Genomic DNA, 16108 nt, shown 5'->3' on the forward strand with positions numbered 1-16108 from the left:
GAAAAATGATAATCTAATTAAAGGTTCTAAAAGTCAGGAATATTAGCATGGTATCCAAAAGCATACATACTTCTAGTGCAGTTGCAAAAACAATTAAAGATGATGATGATGATGATTCCTACGTTGACTATTTTTATGACGTTCCGGGGTCTCCGCCTGGAACTCTCGACTTACCAATCGATGCGCCACCTCCCGAGATTATATTAATTGACTATTGCGAGACAGCAGCTACTCGCACCACATTAGCCAATCCTCAAGAAGCTGCTGCGTATTTAGATACAGCATCTGTTTCTTGGGTTGATATGTTGGGATTGGGAAATAAAGAAACTTGGCATCAAATGGGCGAAGTGTTTGATTTGCATCTTGTGGCTCAAGAGGATGTGGTTAATGTACCCCAGCGCCCTAAAGTTGTACATTACGAAAATCATATTTTAATCATTGCCTGGATGGTGATGATTAAGCCGAATTCAGAGAATTTTCACAAAGAACAAGTTAGTTTGCTTTTGGGTAAACATTACCTGCTAACTGTTCAGGAAGAACCGGACTATGATTGTTTTGACCCCGTGCGCGATCGCATTCGTAAAGCACAAGGAAGTATTAGAAAACACGGCTCAGATTATCTGGCTTATACTCTCTTAGATGCGATTATAGATGGATTTTTCCCAGTATTAGAAGTTTACGGAGAGCGCATTGAAGAACTAGAGGATGAAGTGGTGGTGAACCCCACCCGCAGAACCCTGGAAAAAATTTATAAAATCCGGCGAGAATTGCTGACGCTGCGCCGCGCCATTTGGCCGCAGCGGGATGCAATTAATGTTTTGATTCGAGATAGCAGTGATTTGATTAGTCCAGAGGTGCGAATTTACCTGCGCGACTGTTACGATCACACGGTGCAGGTGATGGATATGGTGGAAACCTATCGAGAGTTGTCTTCGGGTTTAATGGATGTTTATCTGTCATCGGTGGGCAATAAAATGAATGAAATTATGAAATTGCTCACAGTAATTTCTAGTATCTTTATTCCTCTAACTTTTGTGGCGGGAGTATACGGGATGAATTTCGATACAGAGAAATCGCCTTTCAATATGCCGGAACTGAATTGGTATTTTGGATATCCGCTTTGTTGGGCACTGATGCTAGCGATCGCCTCGGCTTTAGTTTACTTCTTCTGGCGGCGGGGCTGGTTTGATAATTTTTCTACTGTGGTGAAAGATGACTCAGTAAAGTAACCGGATTTAAGACTTGAGGTTTGAGATTTTGGGTTGAGGATTGAATAATTCAAAATCCTGTGAGGTAAAAAGGTTTCCTGACCCTTGTTGAAGCCGTCTCATAAACCCTTGCATCATAATTCCCAAATTTTTCCGCCTCCAGATTCATCCGTGAGTGAATTTAAGGGGATTTGCATGGCAATTTAATTGTTGGGCGGGCTTTCGCGGCCACCGCACAAGAGTTTGAATAAACACAGATGTCCAAATTAACTGGGCGACTTAAAATCGTCAATCTCAAATCCCAAATTGATTGACGAACGATCGCGTACAATAAATCTGGGGAAAAAGTAGGCGCAGGCGGTTGCGGATTAGCGAAAGCTTGTCTGAGGAAAGTCCGGGCTCCCGAAAAACCAAACTTGCTGGGTAACGCCCAGTGCGAGCGATCGTGAGGATAGTGCCACAGAAAGATACCGCCCCCCGATTTGAGATTTGAGATTTGAGATTGCATCAAAAATCGAGCATCAAAAATCGCAAAGTGTTAGGGGGTAAGGGTGCAAAGGTGCGGTAAGAGCGCACCAGCAGCATCGAGAGGTGCTGGCTAGGTAAACCCCAGTTGGGAGCAAGGTCGGAGGGACTACGGTTGGTTTTTTACCAGTTCTGTTTTTTGGTACCGCTTGAGGCGTCTGGTAACAGGCGTCCCAGATAGATAACTGCCCTCGAAAACTGCTTGCAGTTGAGAGAACAGAACCCGGCTTATGTCCGACTTTTTCCCCACCCAATTTTGGGTAATGTGCTTGTGGCCAGACTTGTCAAGGTGTCGTTAACGTGTTTGCCTCATCGTAACCGTTGAGCTTTGTTCTTGAAATGTTATTTATTGCTAATGGTCTATCAAATGAAGAAGATTTCTCGATCGCCCGAAGCAGAGATTTCCAGCGTTTGAGGCACTTCTCGACCACCTTGACAGAGCGGACTACAAGCACCCGGAGGACTCTTTAGTTTTTTAATGAAAAGCTTTCTAGTGATATGAATCTGATACCATTTTCCAAAAAGAATGGAATTTTAGACAAGCTCCAAGCCCGGAGAGTCATGCGTAATTCCCAATTATAAAATCTAAAATCTAAAATCTAAAATCTAAAATGGTATGATTTATCCGGGTCGCCAAAAGCAACTTGAAACATTAATTCAAAAATTGGGACTGGCAAAGAATGCTGCGATCAAATGGCATCTCCTCGATTTAGCTTTAACTCATGCGAGCGCGTCAGCTAAGGCAAATTACGAGCAACTAGAGTTTGTGGGGGATGCAGTTGTGCGGCTGGCGGCGTCGGAATTGTTGTTTGAGACTTATCCCGACTGTACAGTGGGGGAATTTGCTGCTATTCGATCGATCTTGGTGAGCGATCGCAATCTTGCTAAAATCGCTGAAAGTTACGGGTTCGATCGCTATTTAATTGTTTCCAGCAGCGCCGCCTCGGACAAAACAGGCGCTGAACCCCGGCTGGCCGATGCTTTGGAAGCGGTACTGGCTGCGCTTTATTTGAGTACCAAGACGTTAGAATTAATTCGCCCTTGGCTAGATTCTCACTTTCAACGCTTAGCGACAGAAATCCGCAGCGATCCAGCCCGCCAAAACTACAAAGCTGCTCTCCAAGAATTGACTCAAGGGAAATACAAAACTTTGCCCAAATATAGCGTGCAAGAAACCGGGACAGTGCAGGGCGGGGAAGATCGTTTTACAGCAGAAGTTCTCGTTCAGGGAAAGTTGGTAGCAGAGGGAAAAGGTCGATCTATCAAAGCGGCCGAACAAGCAGCGGCTCAGGCAGCTTTCAATAAATTAGTTGGTAGTCAGTTGACTGTTGACTGTTGACTGTTGACTGGTGTTATCAGTTATTGCTTATTTGTTAGCTGCTACCAATAACCAATAACTACTGCCAACAGTCAACAGTCAACAGTGATTTTTTGGAGTTAAAACATAGATAATAATAACAAAATATGCTATAATTGCTGTGCGATTTTTGAAATTATAATCAATGAAAATCGGAATAGCTGTATTGGGTGCCGGCCGCTGGGGAGTTAACCTAATTCGCAACTTTCTCAAACATCCCAACAGCCAAGTTTTAGCGGTAGTAGACCCGAATCTCGATTCCTTGGCGGCCGTCCAAAAACAGTTTAATCTCGATGCCTCGGTGATTCTAGCTGCCGATTGGTCTCAATTGCAAGCATTGCCGGGACTGGAAGCTGTGGCGATCGCCACTCCAGCTTCCACACACTACACCCTCGCAGCAGCAGCGCTGAAACAAGGCTACCACGTCTTAGCAGAAAAACCTCTCGCCCTCAACCTGACTGAAGCAATAGAACTCTGTCAATTAGCCGAAAAACAGCAGCGGCAACTCTTCGTTGACCACACTTATTTGTTTCATCCAGCAGTCGATCGAGGCCAAACAATTATTCAACAGCATCGACTGGGAAAATTGCGCTACGGTTATGCCCAGCGCACCCATTTTGAACCGGTGCGCCATGACGTTGATGCCCTTTGGGACTTGGCCGTTCACGATATCGCTATTTTCAATACTTGGCTGGAACAAACCCCAATTCAAGTAAGCGCGATCGGCACTGTGTTTCCGAAGCAAGAAGGAAGAGGGAAGAAGGAAGAAGGAATAAATAAAGAAGTAGCAGCAGAAATACAAAATCAATTTGCTTCTTCACGGATGACTGCGAATCATTCAGAAGGACTAGCAGATTTAGTTTGGGTAACCCTCACCTATCCAGACGGATTTCAAGCATTTATTCACCTGTGCTGGCTAAATCCCGACAAACAACGGCGCTTAACAGTTGTTGGCAGTTTGGGAACCTTGATTTTTGATGAAATGTCGCCAGAAACTCCCCTGATTGTGCAGCGCGGCAATTCAGATTGGGTGGGCGAAGAGAATAACTCTTTTGAAAGTGCGATCGCACCGCAGCCAACGGGCCTCAGACACCGCGAAGTCTTGAATTTAGAATCGGCAGAACCGCTACAGCGAGTGTGCGATCGCTTCCTCAACAGCGTGCAAACTAATACCCCCTGTCCTACCTCATCCGGCTCTGCCTCCGTAGAATTAATCCGCATTCTCAGCACTTTGAGCAAATCCCTCGAACTCGGCGGACAGCCCCTAATACCATTTTAGATTTTAGATTTTAGATTTTAGATTTTAGATTGGAAAAACCACTCATCAACTTTTGAAATTTCCATTTTCCGTTACCAAGTCCTCGCTGTGATAATAAAAACTTGACTGCTGATTGACAGGCAAAGAAATCATCACCGTAGTACCTTGATTCACACCCGCGCTGTGCAGGGTAATGCTTCCGATCATAGATTCCATTATCCTTCGGGAGATAGCCAAACCCAAACCATTACCGCCAAACCTGCGAGTTGTAGAACCATCAGCCATCACAAAAGGTTGAAACAATTTCTGCTGTTGCTCGGGATCGATACCAATTCCCGTATCTTTAATTGTCACCACCACCCAATCGCTTTGACTGCTGTGGCCAGTCGTACTTTCCGCACTGCCGTTAAAACCAGGAGAATTCTTCCTCGATTCTAGCCGCACAGATATATTAACGCTGCCCGACTCGGTAAACTTAATCGCATTGCTCAAAACGTTCAAAAACACCTGTTTTAGCTTCTCCGGATCGGCATGAACAATAATCGGATCGTGAGGTGCGGGCAAACTTAAATTCAAGCCTTTTTCCTCCATTAGAGGTGCTTGCAAATCAATCGCGTCTTCAAGTACCTGGGTAATATCAACTACTTCTAACATCATGGAGAACGTACCGGCTTCTATTTTAGCAATGTCCAAAATATCATTAATAATATTTAGCAATTGCATGGACGAGTCGTGAGCCCTCTGTAAGAACTCCATCTCTTCATCTCTGTCATCGCAGTAGCCGTCACGAACAATTTGAATAAAACCAATAATCCCGTTGAGCGGCGTTCTCAATTCGTGAGAAATATTGCCCAAAAATTCATTTTTTAACTGATTGGCAACTTGCGCTTCCTTGGTTGCCACTTCCAATTCTCTGGCCCAGGATCTGAGGCGCTGCACCATGCTGTTTAGCGCTTCTGATAGTTGATTGAATTCCCTAATTTGGAAATTTTGCGGCACGGCCTGCGGCGCTTCCGTATCTACTTTCAGGGCGTAGTCTCTCAGTTTTTCCAGAGGACGCGCCAAGTCGCGAGACAGATATAAAGTCGCGATGATACTAGCAGCAACCAAACCTACAATTAAATTAAATAAAACTTGCTGAATTTCTTCCAAACCTGACAGAGCGTAATCTAAACGAGAAACAGCTAAAATAATCCACTTGCTGTTCTCCTGTTTAGTTGAAGGACTCGGGATAGCAGCGTATCCTGCTAGCAACTCTACACCATTTCTTTCAAAGGAAAATAGATGGAGAAAAGCTGTTCCGCCGGCGATCGCCCTTCTGACAATACTTTTTAGTCGATCGGCATCTGCCTCTTGGGCGATATTGCGGCCCACGCGGTTGATATTCGGGTGCGCCAAAATCGTCCCATCTTGGTCGATCGCCACCGTATAGCCGGCTAGAGAACCCTTGGGAGCGCTGGTTTGCACAGGCAAGGCTGACTGCAAACTCAAAGCATAGCTCAACTGCAGGCTATTGCCCCGACGAATGTAAACAGGAGCGCTCAACACCAAACTCACTTGGCTCTCGCGGCCTTCTTTACCCGCCTCTGGAAAATCCTCAGCACCCAAAGCCACCTTCTGGTCGTTTGCTTTCCCCTGCGGCTGCTGAGGCAACGACAGACTGATGTAAACGCTCTTGTCGTCCAGGAGCGTCTGCTGCTGCTGTACTGGCGGCCAAAATTTAGCCGGCAGCGACTGAATCGGCTGCTGCCCGCAAGTGCTTGCTATGACTTGATTTGTCTTTAAATTAGTCAATTGCAAGCAATCAACCTGCGCTGGCAACCGCTGCCCTAATTGCGCGATAAACTTTTGATAATCCTTCGGATTTACAGACTGCAACATCGAGCTTTCCGAAGCGCCGATCAGATTCGACTTCAGCGATTTCGCCCACTGTTCAATAGTTTCTGCTTTTCTGACTGCACTTTCTGTCAAGTTTTGACGAGCAGTTTCCAGAAGCGTCGAGCGTGCCTTGCGATAGGTAACATACTCCCCCACCAGTAGAACAGGTACGCTGAGCAACAAAATCCGCGACAGTAAAATACGGCGAAAGGAGGATTGACCTAACTTAACCATAGGACGTATCTAACTTAAGGTGCAACACCCAACAGCGACCATTAAAGTGAAATAAACCAGACCCAAAGCCCCAATCTGTCTAGGGTGCTCTGCTGACGGGACAACACAGCTTCCGAACAACATTTAAACACAATTATAGAAGCCACTTGTAGTAATCTCGATTCTAAGTGTGTGGACTTAAAGATGCTCAGCAATTTGTTTGGCGAATGCCTGTGATTTCCGTCACACATCCCTCCTCACTTCTCCGATCGACTTGCACCCGATCGCCCCAGGGCAGATTTTTCAGGCTGCAAAAAAGCCTCGGCTGCACATACCGCAGTTGTTTGAAGCTAGAATCGCATGGATTGACTCCGCCAAAGTTAAGAGGCAAAAAGTTCGGTTTCCGGCTAGTGTACGGAGAGAATTTTTGCTCGATGGGACTTTTTCTTTCCGAATGCCTTCGAGAGATGGGCGATTCGAGATTTTGCACCCTGTGAAAGATTTCTTTTGACATCCGATTGATCCGGTGATAACAATTCACCTGTCAAAAAAAAAGAATGAGACGATCGAGCTGCCGATCGACTCTGACAACCCTAAGCTGGCGAACGTTGGCCCAAACAGTACACCCGCGCTCCGTAAATTGGCGGTCTCGGCAATAATTTCCATAACTTAATCGATGAAAAAAAACTTTAGCAATTATACGTATTATTACACAAACAACCGTCCCAGATATCATCACGCTTATTTGATATCTCCCCTTTTAGAAATGCTGGCGACACTTCAGGAGGCCAGCAAGACACAACTCCGAGTTTTGGATCTCGGCTGTGGCAATGGCAGCCTCAGTCACGTCATCGCAGAGCACGGCTGCGAAGTTGTCGGCGTTGACACTTCTGCACCCGGAATTGCCATCTCCCGTCAAAGTTTTCCCGACTGTCAGTTTATCCAAGCAGATATTTACGACCTCCCAGATACCGATATGCTGCACTCATTTGATGTTGTCTTAGCCATTGAAGTAATCGAACACTTGCTTTATCCTAAAGAACTAGCAAAAGCTGCAAAAAAATGCCTCAAGCCGGGAGGAAGGCTAATTATTTCCACGCCATATCACGGCTATTTGAAAAACCTGGCGTTAGCTATTTCTGGCAAACTCGATCAACATTTTACCGTACTTTGGGATAACGGTCACATTAAATTTTTTTCAGTAAAGACGCTAACCAAGTTATTAACATCTGAAGGATACACAGACATAAAATTTAAATTTGCTGGTCGGTGTCCCTATCTTTGGAAATCAATGTTATGCTCTAGTGAGTTATCGGGAAAAGCGGAAAAATCATAATTTTTGAGTGGTAACTTTTCATCCCATTAAGTTGTCTGAACAGACAATCAGCGCTCAGTAAAAGTAAAATATAACTTTTAGGGTAAAAAAAGTAAAATGACTGTTGGCGTTTGGATATTAGGCGATCAACTTTGGCAGAACCAAGCTGCTCTCAACCGCACAGATGATAACTTTTCCCTACCCGTAATTTTAATTGAATCTTGGCAGCACGTTCAACAGCGTCGCTACCACCGACAAAAATTAGTATTAATTTGGTCGGCAATGCGGCACTTCGCTGAAGAATTGCGCGGCGGGGGCTGCCAAGTCACTTACACAACATCGGGGGACTTTGAAGCACCTCTCAAAGCTTGGATACAAGCTCACAATATCACCGAAGTGCGCGTGATGGCTCCGAACGATCGACCTTTTTTACAGCTCATTCAAAACTTGCAACTCCCCTGCAAAACAACCCTAATTCCCAACAATCAATTCCTCTGGACAGAAACAGAATTCAAAGATTGGGCGTCAAGCCGCAAACGTTTGTTAATGGAAGACTTCTATCGAGCCAGCCGCCAGCGTTTCCAAGTTTTAATGGAGGGCGATAAGCCTGTCGGAGGTCAGTGGAATTTTGACAAAGAAAATCGTCAGCCACCCAAAGGAAAACTGGATACACCGAAACCTCTGCGTTTTGAACCGGACGCCATAACTCAAGAAGTTATCGCACAAGTTAAATCTCTATCTTTCGCAACTTACGGAAACATTGAACCTTTTCGCTGGGCGGTTACACGAGAGCAAGCACTGCAAGTATTAGATAATTTCATCGAACAGTGTCTCCCTGCTTTTGGCCCTTATCAAGACGCGATGGTAACGGGGGAGGAAACAATGTGGCATTCCCTAATTTCTCCGTATCTCAATATTGGCTTGCTGCATCCTTTAGAAGTTATTCAAGCTGCCGAAACAGCCTACCTAGAAAAACACTTAAATTTAAACAGCGTCGAAGGTTTTATCCGCCAAATTCTGGGCTGGCGAGAATACATTCGCGGTATGTATTTTTACGTGGATGCTGATTATTTTGAGAATAATTGGTTCAACCACACTCAGCCACTGCCGAAGTTTTTTTGGGACGCTAGCAAAACTGATATGAACTGTTTGCGCCAAGTTTTAACTCAAGTCGAAGGCAGCGGTTACGCGCACCATATCCAGCGGTTGATGATTTTGAGCAATTTTGGCCTAATTGCGGGAATCTCGCCGACTGAGGTAGAAAAGTGGTTCCACAGTGCGTTTGTTGATGCCTACGACTGGGTAATGCAGACTAATGTGCTGGGCATGGGTTTGTTTGCTGACGGCGGTGTGTTGGCGTCGAAGCCCTATGCTGCTTCTGCCAATTACATCAATAAAATGAGCGATTATTGTCGGGGGTGCAAATTCGATCGCACTGTGCGATCCGGCGAAAATGCCTGTCCCTTCAACTTCTTCTACTGGGATTTCCTAGCGCGCCACCGGGACAAACTTCAGTCGATCGGTCGCATGAGCTTTATCTTAGCCAATCTCGACAAAATGTCGCCTGCAGAATTGGCAACCATCCGCCAAAAAGCGGCAGAGTGGCACTTAGGAAGTCATTAGTCAGTAGTCATTAGTCATTTGTTATTTGCTACCCATGCCCCATGCCCCATGCCCTTTGCAATTCTTATTTTTTCCCTGACTTTTCCCTAAACATTCCACAGCGTTTCCACAGGCAAGTCTGAGGTTTTCCACAGATTCGACAAAGTTTTCCACAGAAATTAACGGCACGGTAGCATCTTGCTGCGGAATTGGGGATTTCGTTAACTTGCTGCCCAATCCCTCATAAAACCCTGACACCATAAAGATATGTAACAAAAAATGCCCTGAAAAGCTTATTATTTGGTAAACCTTTTTTTTATCTAAAGGAATTTGTAATATTTCGCAACATTGACAAACCCACCCCCTGATAGCGCACAATGATGCGACCGACCTAAAAAAAAGCGCTCTGATTTCGGCTGTGCCTGCACCTGTATCCGGCCGAAGGGGGGTTCTGTTTTCAATTTATTAGCGAGACTAAAAAAAATGATGAACCCAACAGTCAGTATTTTTGCCGAAATTCCCGAAACGCTGCACGATTCTCTCAAAACGTACCTGGAAACCCATCCCGAATGGGATCTAGACCGAGTATTTTGCGCGGCCCTGTCGCTGTTTTTGTTGCAAAATGCCGATAGCGGTACGCCTGAAGCTTCGCGCAGCTATCGCCAAGCTGCGAGAGTTTATCTCGAAACTCTGTTTCAATCTCCTCAAGACTTGCACAGCAACAATGTAACTCCGTCGTCTTAAAGGAGATTGGGAGAGGGGGAGACGCCGTTTCTTGGAAGAATCTTAGTCGATCGATCGGGTAAGGCGCGCACTGCATAGGTGCCAACTCAAGCTTAAAATTCATGAGAACCCTCGCTTTTAGCTTAGTCCCGATCTTTATTGCATCTCCCTTAAGAAGGGGACTTTGATAGCTTCAAGTCCCCCCGGACTATCAGCGGGGCGCCGGGGGGATAAGCTGCTCTAATCCTCAAACAGTAGACGGTACTACATAAGACGCGCTTGTTTACACCAATGGTGCTTGTGGCGCACCCTACAGACTACAGACTAATGACTGAACACTACATCATGCCCATGCCGCCCATGCCGCCCATGCCGCCCATGCCGCCCATGCCGCCCATGCCGCCCATGCCGCCCATGCCGCCCATGTCGCCCATGTCGCCGCCGGCTTTTTTCTTCTCGGGTTTTTCGACAATCACAGCTTCAGTGGTCAAAACCATACCAGCGATGGAACCGGCATTTTGCAAAGCCGATCGCACCACCTTAGCGGGGTCAATAATCCCAGCGGCAATCATATCTTCGTACACGTCGGTGAGAGCGTTGTAGCCAATGTTGAATTCGCTCGCCCGCACTCGCTCGATGACGATTGAACCTTCAACGCCAGCATTATCAGCAATTTGACGCAAAGGTGATTCTAAAGCTTTAGCAACCAAGTCAGCGCCTACTTGTTCTTCGGCGTCTAAAGTATTTCTGATCGCATCTATTTTTGTAATCAGGTGAAGTAGCGTCGTGCCGCCTCCGGCAACGATACCTTCTTCCACAGCAGCTTTAGTAGCGTTCAGAGCGTCTTCAATACGCAGTTTGCGGTCTTTGAGCTCGGTTTCGGTAGCTGCGCCGACTTTAATTACAGCGATGCCGCCGGCGAGTTTGGCGATGCGTTCGGTTAGCTTTTCCTTGTCGTAGTCGGAATCCGTCGCTTCTAGCTGCTTGCGGATTTGCTCGATCCGTTTTAGCACGTCAGCTTTGTGTTCTTCGCCAGCAACAATGATCGTGTTTTCTTTGTCGATCGTAATTTTGCGGGCGGTACCGAGCATTTCTAGGGTTGCGGTATCGATGCTGAGTCCGACTTCTTCGGAAATCAGTTGACCGCCGGTGAGCACGGCGATATCTTGAAGCATAGCTTTGCGCCGATCGCCAAATCCGGGAGATTTCGTTGCTGCGATGTTCAATACGCCGCGGGCTTTGTTGACTACCAGAGTTGCTAAAGCTTCGCCTTCAATATCTTCGGCGATAATTAGCAGCGGTTGACCGGTGCGGGCGATTTTTTCGAGAACTGGAATTAGTTCTTGAATTGAGCTAATTTTTTTGTCGGTAATCAGGATGCGAGCGTTTTCGTACTCAACTTCCATGCGATCGGTGTTAGTGACGAAATACGGAGAAAGATATCCGCGATCGTACTGCATCCCTTCGACAACTTCCAATTCTGTTGTCAGAGATTTCGACTCTTCAACAGTAATTACGCCGTCTTTCGTGACTTTTTCCATTGCTTGGGCAATCATACTGCCGACTTCTTCGTCGTTACCGGCGGAGACAGTGGCGACTTGAGCAATTGCAGCCCCTTCGACGGGTTTCGCCAATTTCTCGATTTCCTGTACCAAGTGGGCGATCGTTTTTTCAATACCCCGGCGCAGCGCGACTGGGTTCGCGCCTGCTGCGACATTCTTCAAACCTTCGCGAATCAGGGATTGAGCTATAACCGTTGCGGTTGTTGTGCCGTCGCCTGCGATATCTTTAGTTTTGGAGGCGACTTCTTGAATTAAGCGAGCGCCGGCATTTTCCAGGGGATCTTCGAGCTCGATATCCCTAGCAACGGTGATACCGTCGTTAACGATTTGGGGAGCGCCGTATTTCTTTTCCAATAGGACATTCCGGCCTTTCGGGCCCAAGGTGATGCGGACAGCATCGGCGAGTTGATTGACGCCGCGTTCTAGTGCCCGCCGAGATTTGTCGCTAAATGCAACTATTTTGGTCATGTTTGTCTCCTGTCGCTTACATTAGCAAATTTAGCACTCTCTGAGTCTGAGTGCTAAGCCGATCAATTTTTGATTGTAGCGCGCCCCAATGCTGCGGGGGATTGTGGGGGCGGATTGGAGATTTGGGCGATCGTTCCGGGTGGGTAGGGACACGGCACTGCCGTGTCCTCACAGATATCGTGTCCCCGCAGATATCGTGTCCCCACAGATATCCTGTCCCGCAGATATAATGTGGTTTGTGACATCTCGATCGAATTTTGGTTCTGCCCCAAACCCAACTTTTATGGCGCGTCATCCCCAAGCAGAATTTTTATTCAAAATTTCTTAACTTGTGTTTTCGGTCATCTACCTTTCGATAGAGCTTCTATTCTTTTTTCAAACTTCTACCTTCTATAGCAACCGCCAAGACTATTAGGACGTTCTTAATTGCTAAAAACCTTGGGGAAGACTCCTTCTTCCTTCAGCATCCATCCGTTAAATCCGTTACAAAATCCGCTGCCGAACCTCCTTCCTTCTTCCTTCTTCCTTCTTCCTTTTTCCTTCTTCCTTCTTCCTTCTTCCTTCTTCCTTCTTCCTTCTTCCTTCTTCCTTCTTCCTTCTTCCTTCTTCCTTCTTCCTATGGCTCGTTATTCTCGACTGCAAAAACTCGGCTCTTATATGCGCCCGCACTGGAAACCAACATTCTGGGGCGTTTTTTCGCTGTTAATTGTCAATGCTGTGGGCGTTTACATTCCCCTGCTAATTCGGAATGCAGTTGACACTCTCCAAGTTGCGACTAAATTTGACCAAGTTTTCAACTACGTGGCACTAATTCTGCTCCTCGCCTCAATTATGTGGCTGATTCGGATGGCATCGCGGATTTTGCTGTTTGGCGTGGGGCGTCAAGTCGAATTTGACCTCAAACAGCAAATTTTTAACCATTTATTAACATTAGAACCGTCTTATTTTGCCGCCAATACGGTTGGGGATTTAATTAACCGCGCTACTTCCGATTTGGACAATATTCGGCGCTTGGTGGGGTTTGCAGTGCTCAGTTTGGCGAATACAGCTTTTGCTTATGCTTTGAGTTTGCCGGTGATGCTGGGGATTAATGTACGGCTGACGCTGTTGGCGATCGCAGTTTATCCTTTAATGCTGGTTTTGGTACAGTTATTTAGCGACAAACTTCGTATCCAGCAGTTAAGTGTACAGGAAGAACTGTCGGCGATGAGCGATTTGATTCAGGAGGATATGAGCGGGATTTCCGTAATTAAAATCTACGCTCAAGAAGAAAACGAACGCCGAGCTTTTCGCGATTGCAACGCGCAGTTGCTATCAGCTAATTTGGAATTAGCAAAAACTAGAAACTTTCTTTTTCCGCTGCTGGGCGGTTTGGCAAGCATCAGTTTGTTGGTGCTGCTCTCGGCTGGTGGCGGGGCAATTGCTAATGGTAAAATTAGCATTGGCGATTTTGTGGCGTTGCTGATTTATGTCGAGCGTTTGGTGTTTCCGACGGCGCTGTTGGGTTTCACGATTACTGCTTACCAGCGGGGAGAAGTGAGTGTCGATCGCATCGAATCAATTCTGACTGTGGAACCGCAAATTAAGGATGCTGCCGATGCAGTGGAACTGCCGACTCCACTCAAAGGCGAAATTGCGGCTCGCCATCTAAATTATACTTATCCCGGTGCTAAGATACCCGCGCTTAAAGATGTTGATTTTACCATACAACCGGGAGAAACTGTCGCAATTGTTGGCGCGATCGGATCGGGAAAATCAACTTTAGCTAATGCGCTGCCACGCTTGCTCGATATCGATCCGGGTCAGTTATTTGTAGACGGACAGGATATTACCAAGGTAAAATTGACCCAATTGCGCGGGGCGATCGCCTACGTTCCGCAAGAAAGTTTTCTGTTCGGCACTAGCATCAAGAATAACATCCGTTACGGAAACCCTTTAGCGCAACAGCCGGAGATTGAAGCGGCGGCGAAACAAGCGCAAATTCACCCCGAAATCCTCAATTTTCCGCAGCAGTACAAAACAGTTGTCGGCGAGCGCGGCATTACTTTATCCGGCGGACAGCGGCAGCGGACGGCACTTGCTCGCGCTTTGTTAGTTGACGCCCCGGTGTTAATTTTGGATGACGCTCTTTCCAGCGTTGACAATCAAACTGCTACCGATATTTTGCAAAACTTGGCAACGGGAACCGATCGCAAAACAGTAATTTTTATCTCGCATCAAATGTCAGCGGCGGCCACTGCCGATCGCATTTTCGTTATGGAGAAAGGAGAAATAGTTCAGAGCGGCACTCACGCTGAATTGGTAGGGCAAACAGGGCTTTATCAGTATTTGTGGAACCAGCAAAAATTAGAGGAATTGCTGCATTGACCAGTGACAGATACTTTGAGTCATCTATAGTTAGACCCTAGATAAGTAGGCTGGTGCAAATAAACTGGTCACGAGGAGGGCGAATTTTGTCAGGATAAACTGGCTGCTAGCATAGCTCCCGATTAAACCCGCCAGACCTATCTAATGTTTATTTGTAACCACCTACTTAACTAGCAAAGTTACTGTTAAAATTTTTCCCACTAGCTGCATCCCTAATCATAGGATTTTGGTGACTGATAAAAAAGCGACCAAATTCATTGCCAACCGATTTTAATTAGCTACATTACTGAAGGGAATTTCTTCTTGTTGTTGAAATAATTTAATCGATTGCAGACTATCTGAAGCAGCATCCCAAAGAATGAATTGGAAGCAGTCAGGAATATCGCGAATAGTCAGTAATTTTGAATTAGCCAGCAAGTGAATATTAGCATTGTGACAAGCCAGAAGATTATAGTTAGGTATTCGCTCAGAGAGATGATGAATATTGTGGTAAGCAATATCAGCCGAAAACCAATTGAGAATAGTTGGTAATTTTAGGTAACTACTGCCTTCAATTGCCCCAAGAAGATAGTCCCAACCCTCGGCTTTATGAGCGTAGGAACCGTCAAAATTATGCTGAACAAAGAAAATACAGATAAATATCGCTGCTGAACAGGTCATGACAATTGAGTAAACACTCCAGAAAAAGCCAAACCCAAGTAAGTTGCTCAGATAAATCCAGCTACCCACAACACAAATATTGTTGAACAGTAAATCCCAAAACTCAGCCGTCGTATACCAATGTTTGGATTTATAAGAAGCAATGATTGCAGATAAACCCATGCCAAAATCTTGATTGAGACAAGCAAAAATATGTCGGATAAAACCCGTAGTTCCCAAGATAAGCGCAAGCCTTGGTTTAATAATTAGATAGAAAAAACCACCGGGAAACAGCATCAATGGGTGTCTGAGTAACTGATACATCTTTTGACTAAATGGACTTAGCGCCGCAAATTTTTCGGTGGATATCAACGCCGAAGGGCCTCGGTACATATCCCAATTACCATTATGTTTGTGGTGATAAGCGTGTCCCCTCGACCAGGGGTACTGAGGAATCGCATTGATGATACCTAGCAGAAAACCCATAATGCGATTGACTTTTTTGGAACTAAAAAGAGAATAGTGTCCGCAATCGTGCATCAAAGAGAAACAACGTCCTGAAAAAAGTGTCATCAACACCATTATCGGCGGAAGAAGGAATACAGAAATGGCAGCCGCTTTAAATGCTAAAAACCATAAGAATGTATAAGGAATCACTGTATTGAGTATTTGGCAAGTAGCTTTCAAATTGTTGCTCTTCATATAAGGAGCTAGCACAAAATCGGACTTTTTGATCGCGCTTTTCATTCAGTATGTCTATGGTGTGTGGATAAGTGCTTAGCTTAGCATCAGCATATGATGGCTATTTTGGGCATTGTTTTGTTGCAGGTTATTGGGTGAATTTCAGCCCATGCTTGACCAACCTGCTAATAATATTTAGTTCATTCGCTCCTCCTTTGAGTTCTGGCGGGGTGACAACCCCGCCGGAACTCAGACAGGGCTGGTATTTGACCGACTTGTGTTAAAAAAAGATAGGTCAGATGAAAGTTACAC

14 protein-coding genes and 1 other RNA gene are annotated in these 16108 nt (G+C 45.8%); 8 read left to right on the forward strand and 7 right to left on the reverse strand.

From position 1 onward, the window contains the following. The first annotated feature begins 47 nt into the window (after positions 1-47). The 4 genes from corA to E5S67_RS12820 all read left to right on the forward strand — a co-directional run bounded on the left by corA (position 48) and on the right by E5S67_RS12820 (position 4369). Positions 48-1229, forward strand: coding sequence for a magnesium/cobalt transporter CorA (corA, locus tag E5S67_RS12805; protein WP_172187706.1), 1182 nt, complete (start codon positions 48-50; stop codon positions 1227-1229). A 323-nt stretch (positions 1230-1552) separates the two neighbouring features. Beyond that, positions 1553-1979: RNase P RNA component class A (rnpB, locus tag E5S67_RS12810), an RNA gene on the forward strand. Positions 1980-2349: 370 nt separating this feature from the next. After that, complete coding sequence (gene rnc, locus E5S67_RS12815; protein WP_172187708.1) at positions 2350-3072, forward strand: ribonuclease III; 723 nt, start codon at positions 2350-2352, stop codon at positions 3070-3072. A 163-nt stretch (positions 3073-3235) separates the two neighbouring features. Beyond that, positions 3236-4369 (forward strand): Gfo/Idh/MocA family protein, encoded by a 1134-nt coding sequence (locus E5S67_RS12820; RefSeq protein ID WP_172187710.1) that lies wholly within the window; start codon positions 3236-3238, stop codon positions 4367-4369. Positions 4370-4414: 45 nt separating this feature from the next. Here the strand turns inward: E5S67_RS12820 and E5S67_RS12825 are convergent, their stop codons facing one another. After that, complete coding sequence (locus E5S67_RS12825) at positions 4415-6460, reverse strand: sensor histidine kinase (RefSeq protein WP_172187712.1); 2046 nt, start codon at positions 6458-6460, stop codon at positions 4415-4417. Between the two features lie 187 nt (positions 6461-6647). Further along, entirely contained in the window at positions 6648-6953 is a 306-nt protein-coding gene (locus E5S67_RS32405) for a hypothetical protein (protein ID WP_216670402.1), read from the reverse strand. 162 nt (positions 6954-7115) lie between these two features. On the opposite strand from E5S67_RS32405, the gene E5S67_RS12835 reads away from it, so the two are divergent. Together E5S67_RS12835 and E5S67_RS12840 are read left to right on the forward strand one after the other, a co-directional pair. Next, positions 7116-7775 carry a class I SAM-dependent methyltransferase gene (locus E5S67_RS12835; protein WP_172187716.1) on the forward strand — a complete coding sequence of 220 codons (660 nt, stop codon included), beginning with the start codon at positions 7116-7118 and terminating at the stop codon, positions 7773-7775. Between the two features lie 96 nt (positions 7776-7871). Then, a complete protein-coding gene (locus tag E5S67_RS12840) occupies positions 7872-9377 on the forward strand; it encodes a cryptochrome/photolyase family protein (RefSeq protein WP_172187718.1) in 1506 nt (501 codons plus the stop codon). Between the two features lie 21 nt (positions 9378-9398). Here E5S67_RS12840 and E5S67_RS12845 read toward each other — a convergent pair whose 3' ends face one another. Continuing rightward, a complete protein-coding gene (locus E5S67_RS12845; RefSeq protein ID WP_246276758.1) occupies positions 9399-9632 on the reverse strand; it encodes a hypothetical protein in 234 nt (77 codons plus the stop codon). Positions 9633-9842: 210 nt separating this feature from the next. On the opposite strand from E5S67_RS12845, the gene E5S67_RS12850 reads away from it, so the two are divergent. Continuing rightward, positions 9843-10100 (forward strand): DUF2811 domain-containing protein, encoded by a 258-nt coding sequence (locus E5S67_RS12850; protein ID WP_050813024.1) that lies wholly within the window; start codon positions 9843-9845, stop codon positions 10098-10100. Positions 10101-10417: 317 nt separating this feature from the next. Here E5S67_RS12850 and groL read toward each other — a convergent pair whose 3' ends face one another. The 3 genes from groL to E5S67_RS12865 all read right to left on the reverse strand — a co-directional run bounded on the left by groL (position 10418) and on the right by E5S67_RS12865 (position 12751). Next, on the reverse strand, positions 10418-12109 hold the full coding sequence (groL, locus tag E5S67_RS12855; RefSeq protein ID WP_172187720.1) for a chaperonin GroEL: 1692 nt from the start codon (positions 12107-12109) through the stop codon (positions 10418-10420). Between the two features lie 62 nt (positions 12110-12171). Continuing rightward, complete coding sequence (locus E5S67_RS12860) at positions 12172-12354, reverse strand: hypothetical protein (RefSeq protein ID WP_172187722.1); 183 nt, start codon at positions 12352-12354, stop codon at positions 12172-12174. 238 nt (positions 12355-12592) lie between these two features. Further along, positions 12593-12751 carry a hypothetical protein gene (locus tag E5S67_RS12865; protein ID WP_172187724.1) on the reverse strand — a complete coding sequence of 53 codons (159 nt, stop codon included), beginning with the start codon at positions 12749-12751 and terminating at the stop codon, positions 12593-12595. Between E5S67_RS12865 and E5S67_RS12870 the strand changes: the two genes are divergently transcribed. After that, positions 12728-14476, forward strand: coding sequence for an ABC transporter ATP-binding protein (locus E5S67_RS12870; protein WP_172187726.1), 1749 nt, complete (start codon positions 12728-12730; stop codon positions 14474-14476). The two genes, E5S67_RS12865 and E5S67_RS12870, sit on opposite strands and share 24 nt — an antisense overlap. A 270-nt stretch (positions 14477-14746) precedes the next feature. On the opposite strand, the gene E5S67_RS12875 is transcribed toward E5S67_RS12870, so the two are convergent. After that, positions 14747-15862 carry a fatty acid desaturase gene (locus E5S67_RS12875; RefSeq protein ID WP_172187728.1) on the reverse strand — a complete coding sequence of 372 codons (1116 nt, stop codon included), beginning with the start codon at positions 15860-15862 and terminating at the stop codon, positions 14747-14749. Between the last annotated feature and the right edge of the window lie 246 nt (positions 15863-16108).

Source organism: Microcoleus asticus IPMA8 (genome assembly GCF_013179805.1).
GTDB lineage: Bacteria > Cyanobacteriota > Cyanobacteriia > Cyanobacteriales > Microcoleaceae > Microcoleus > Microcoleus asticus.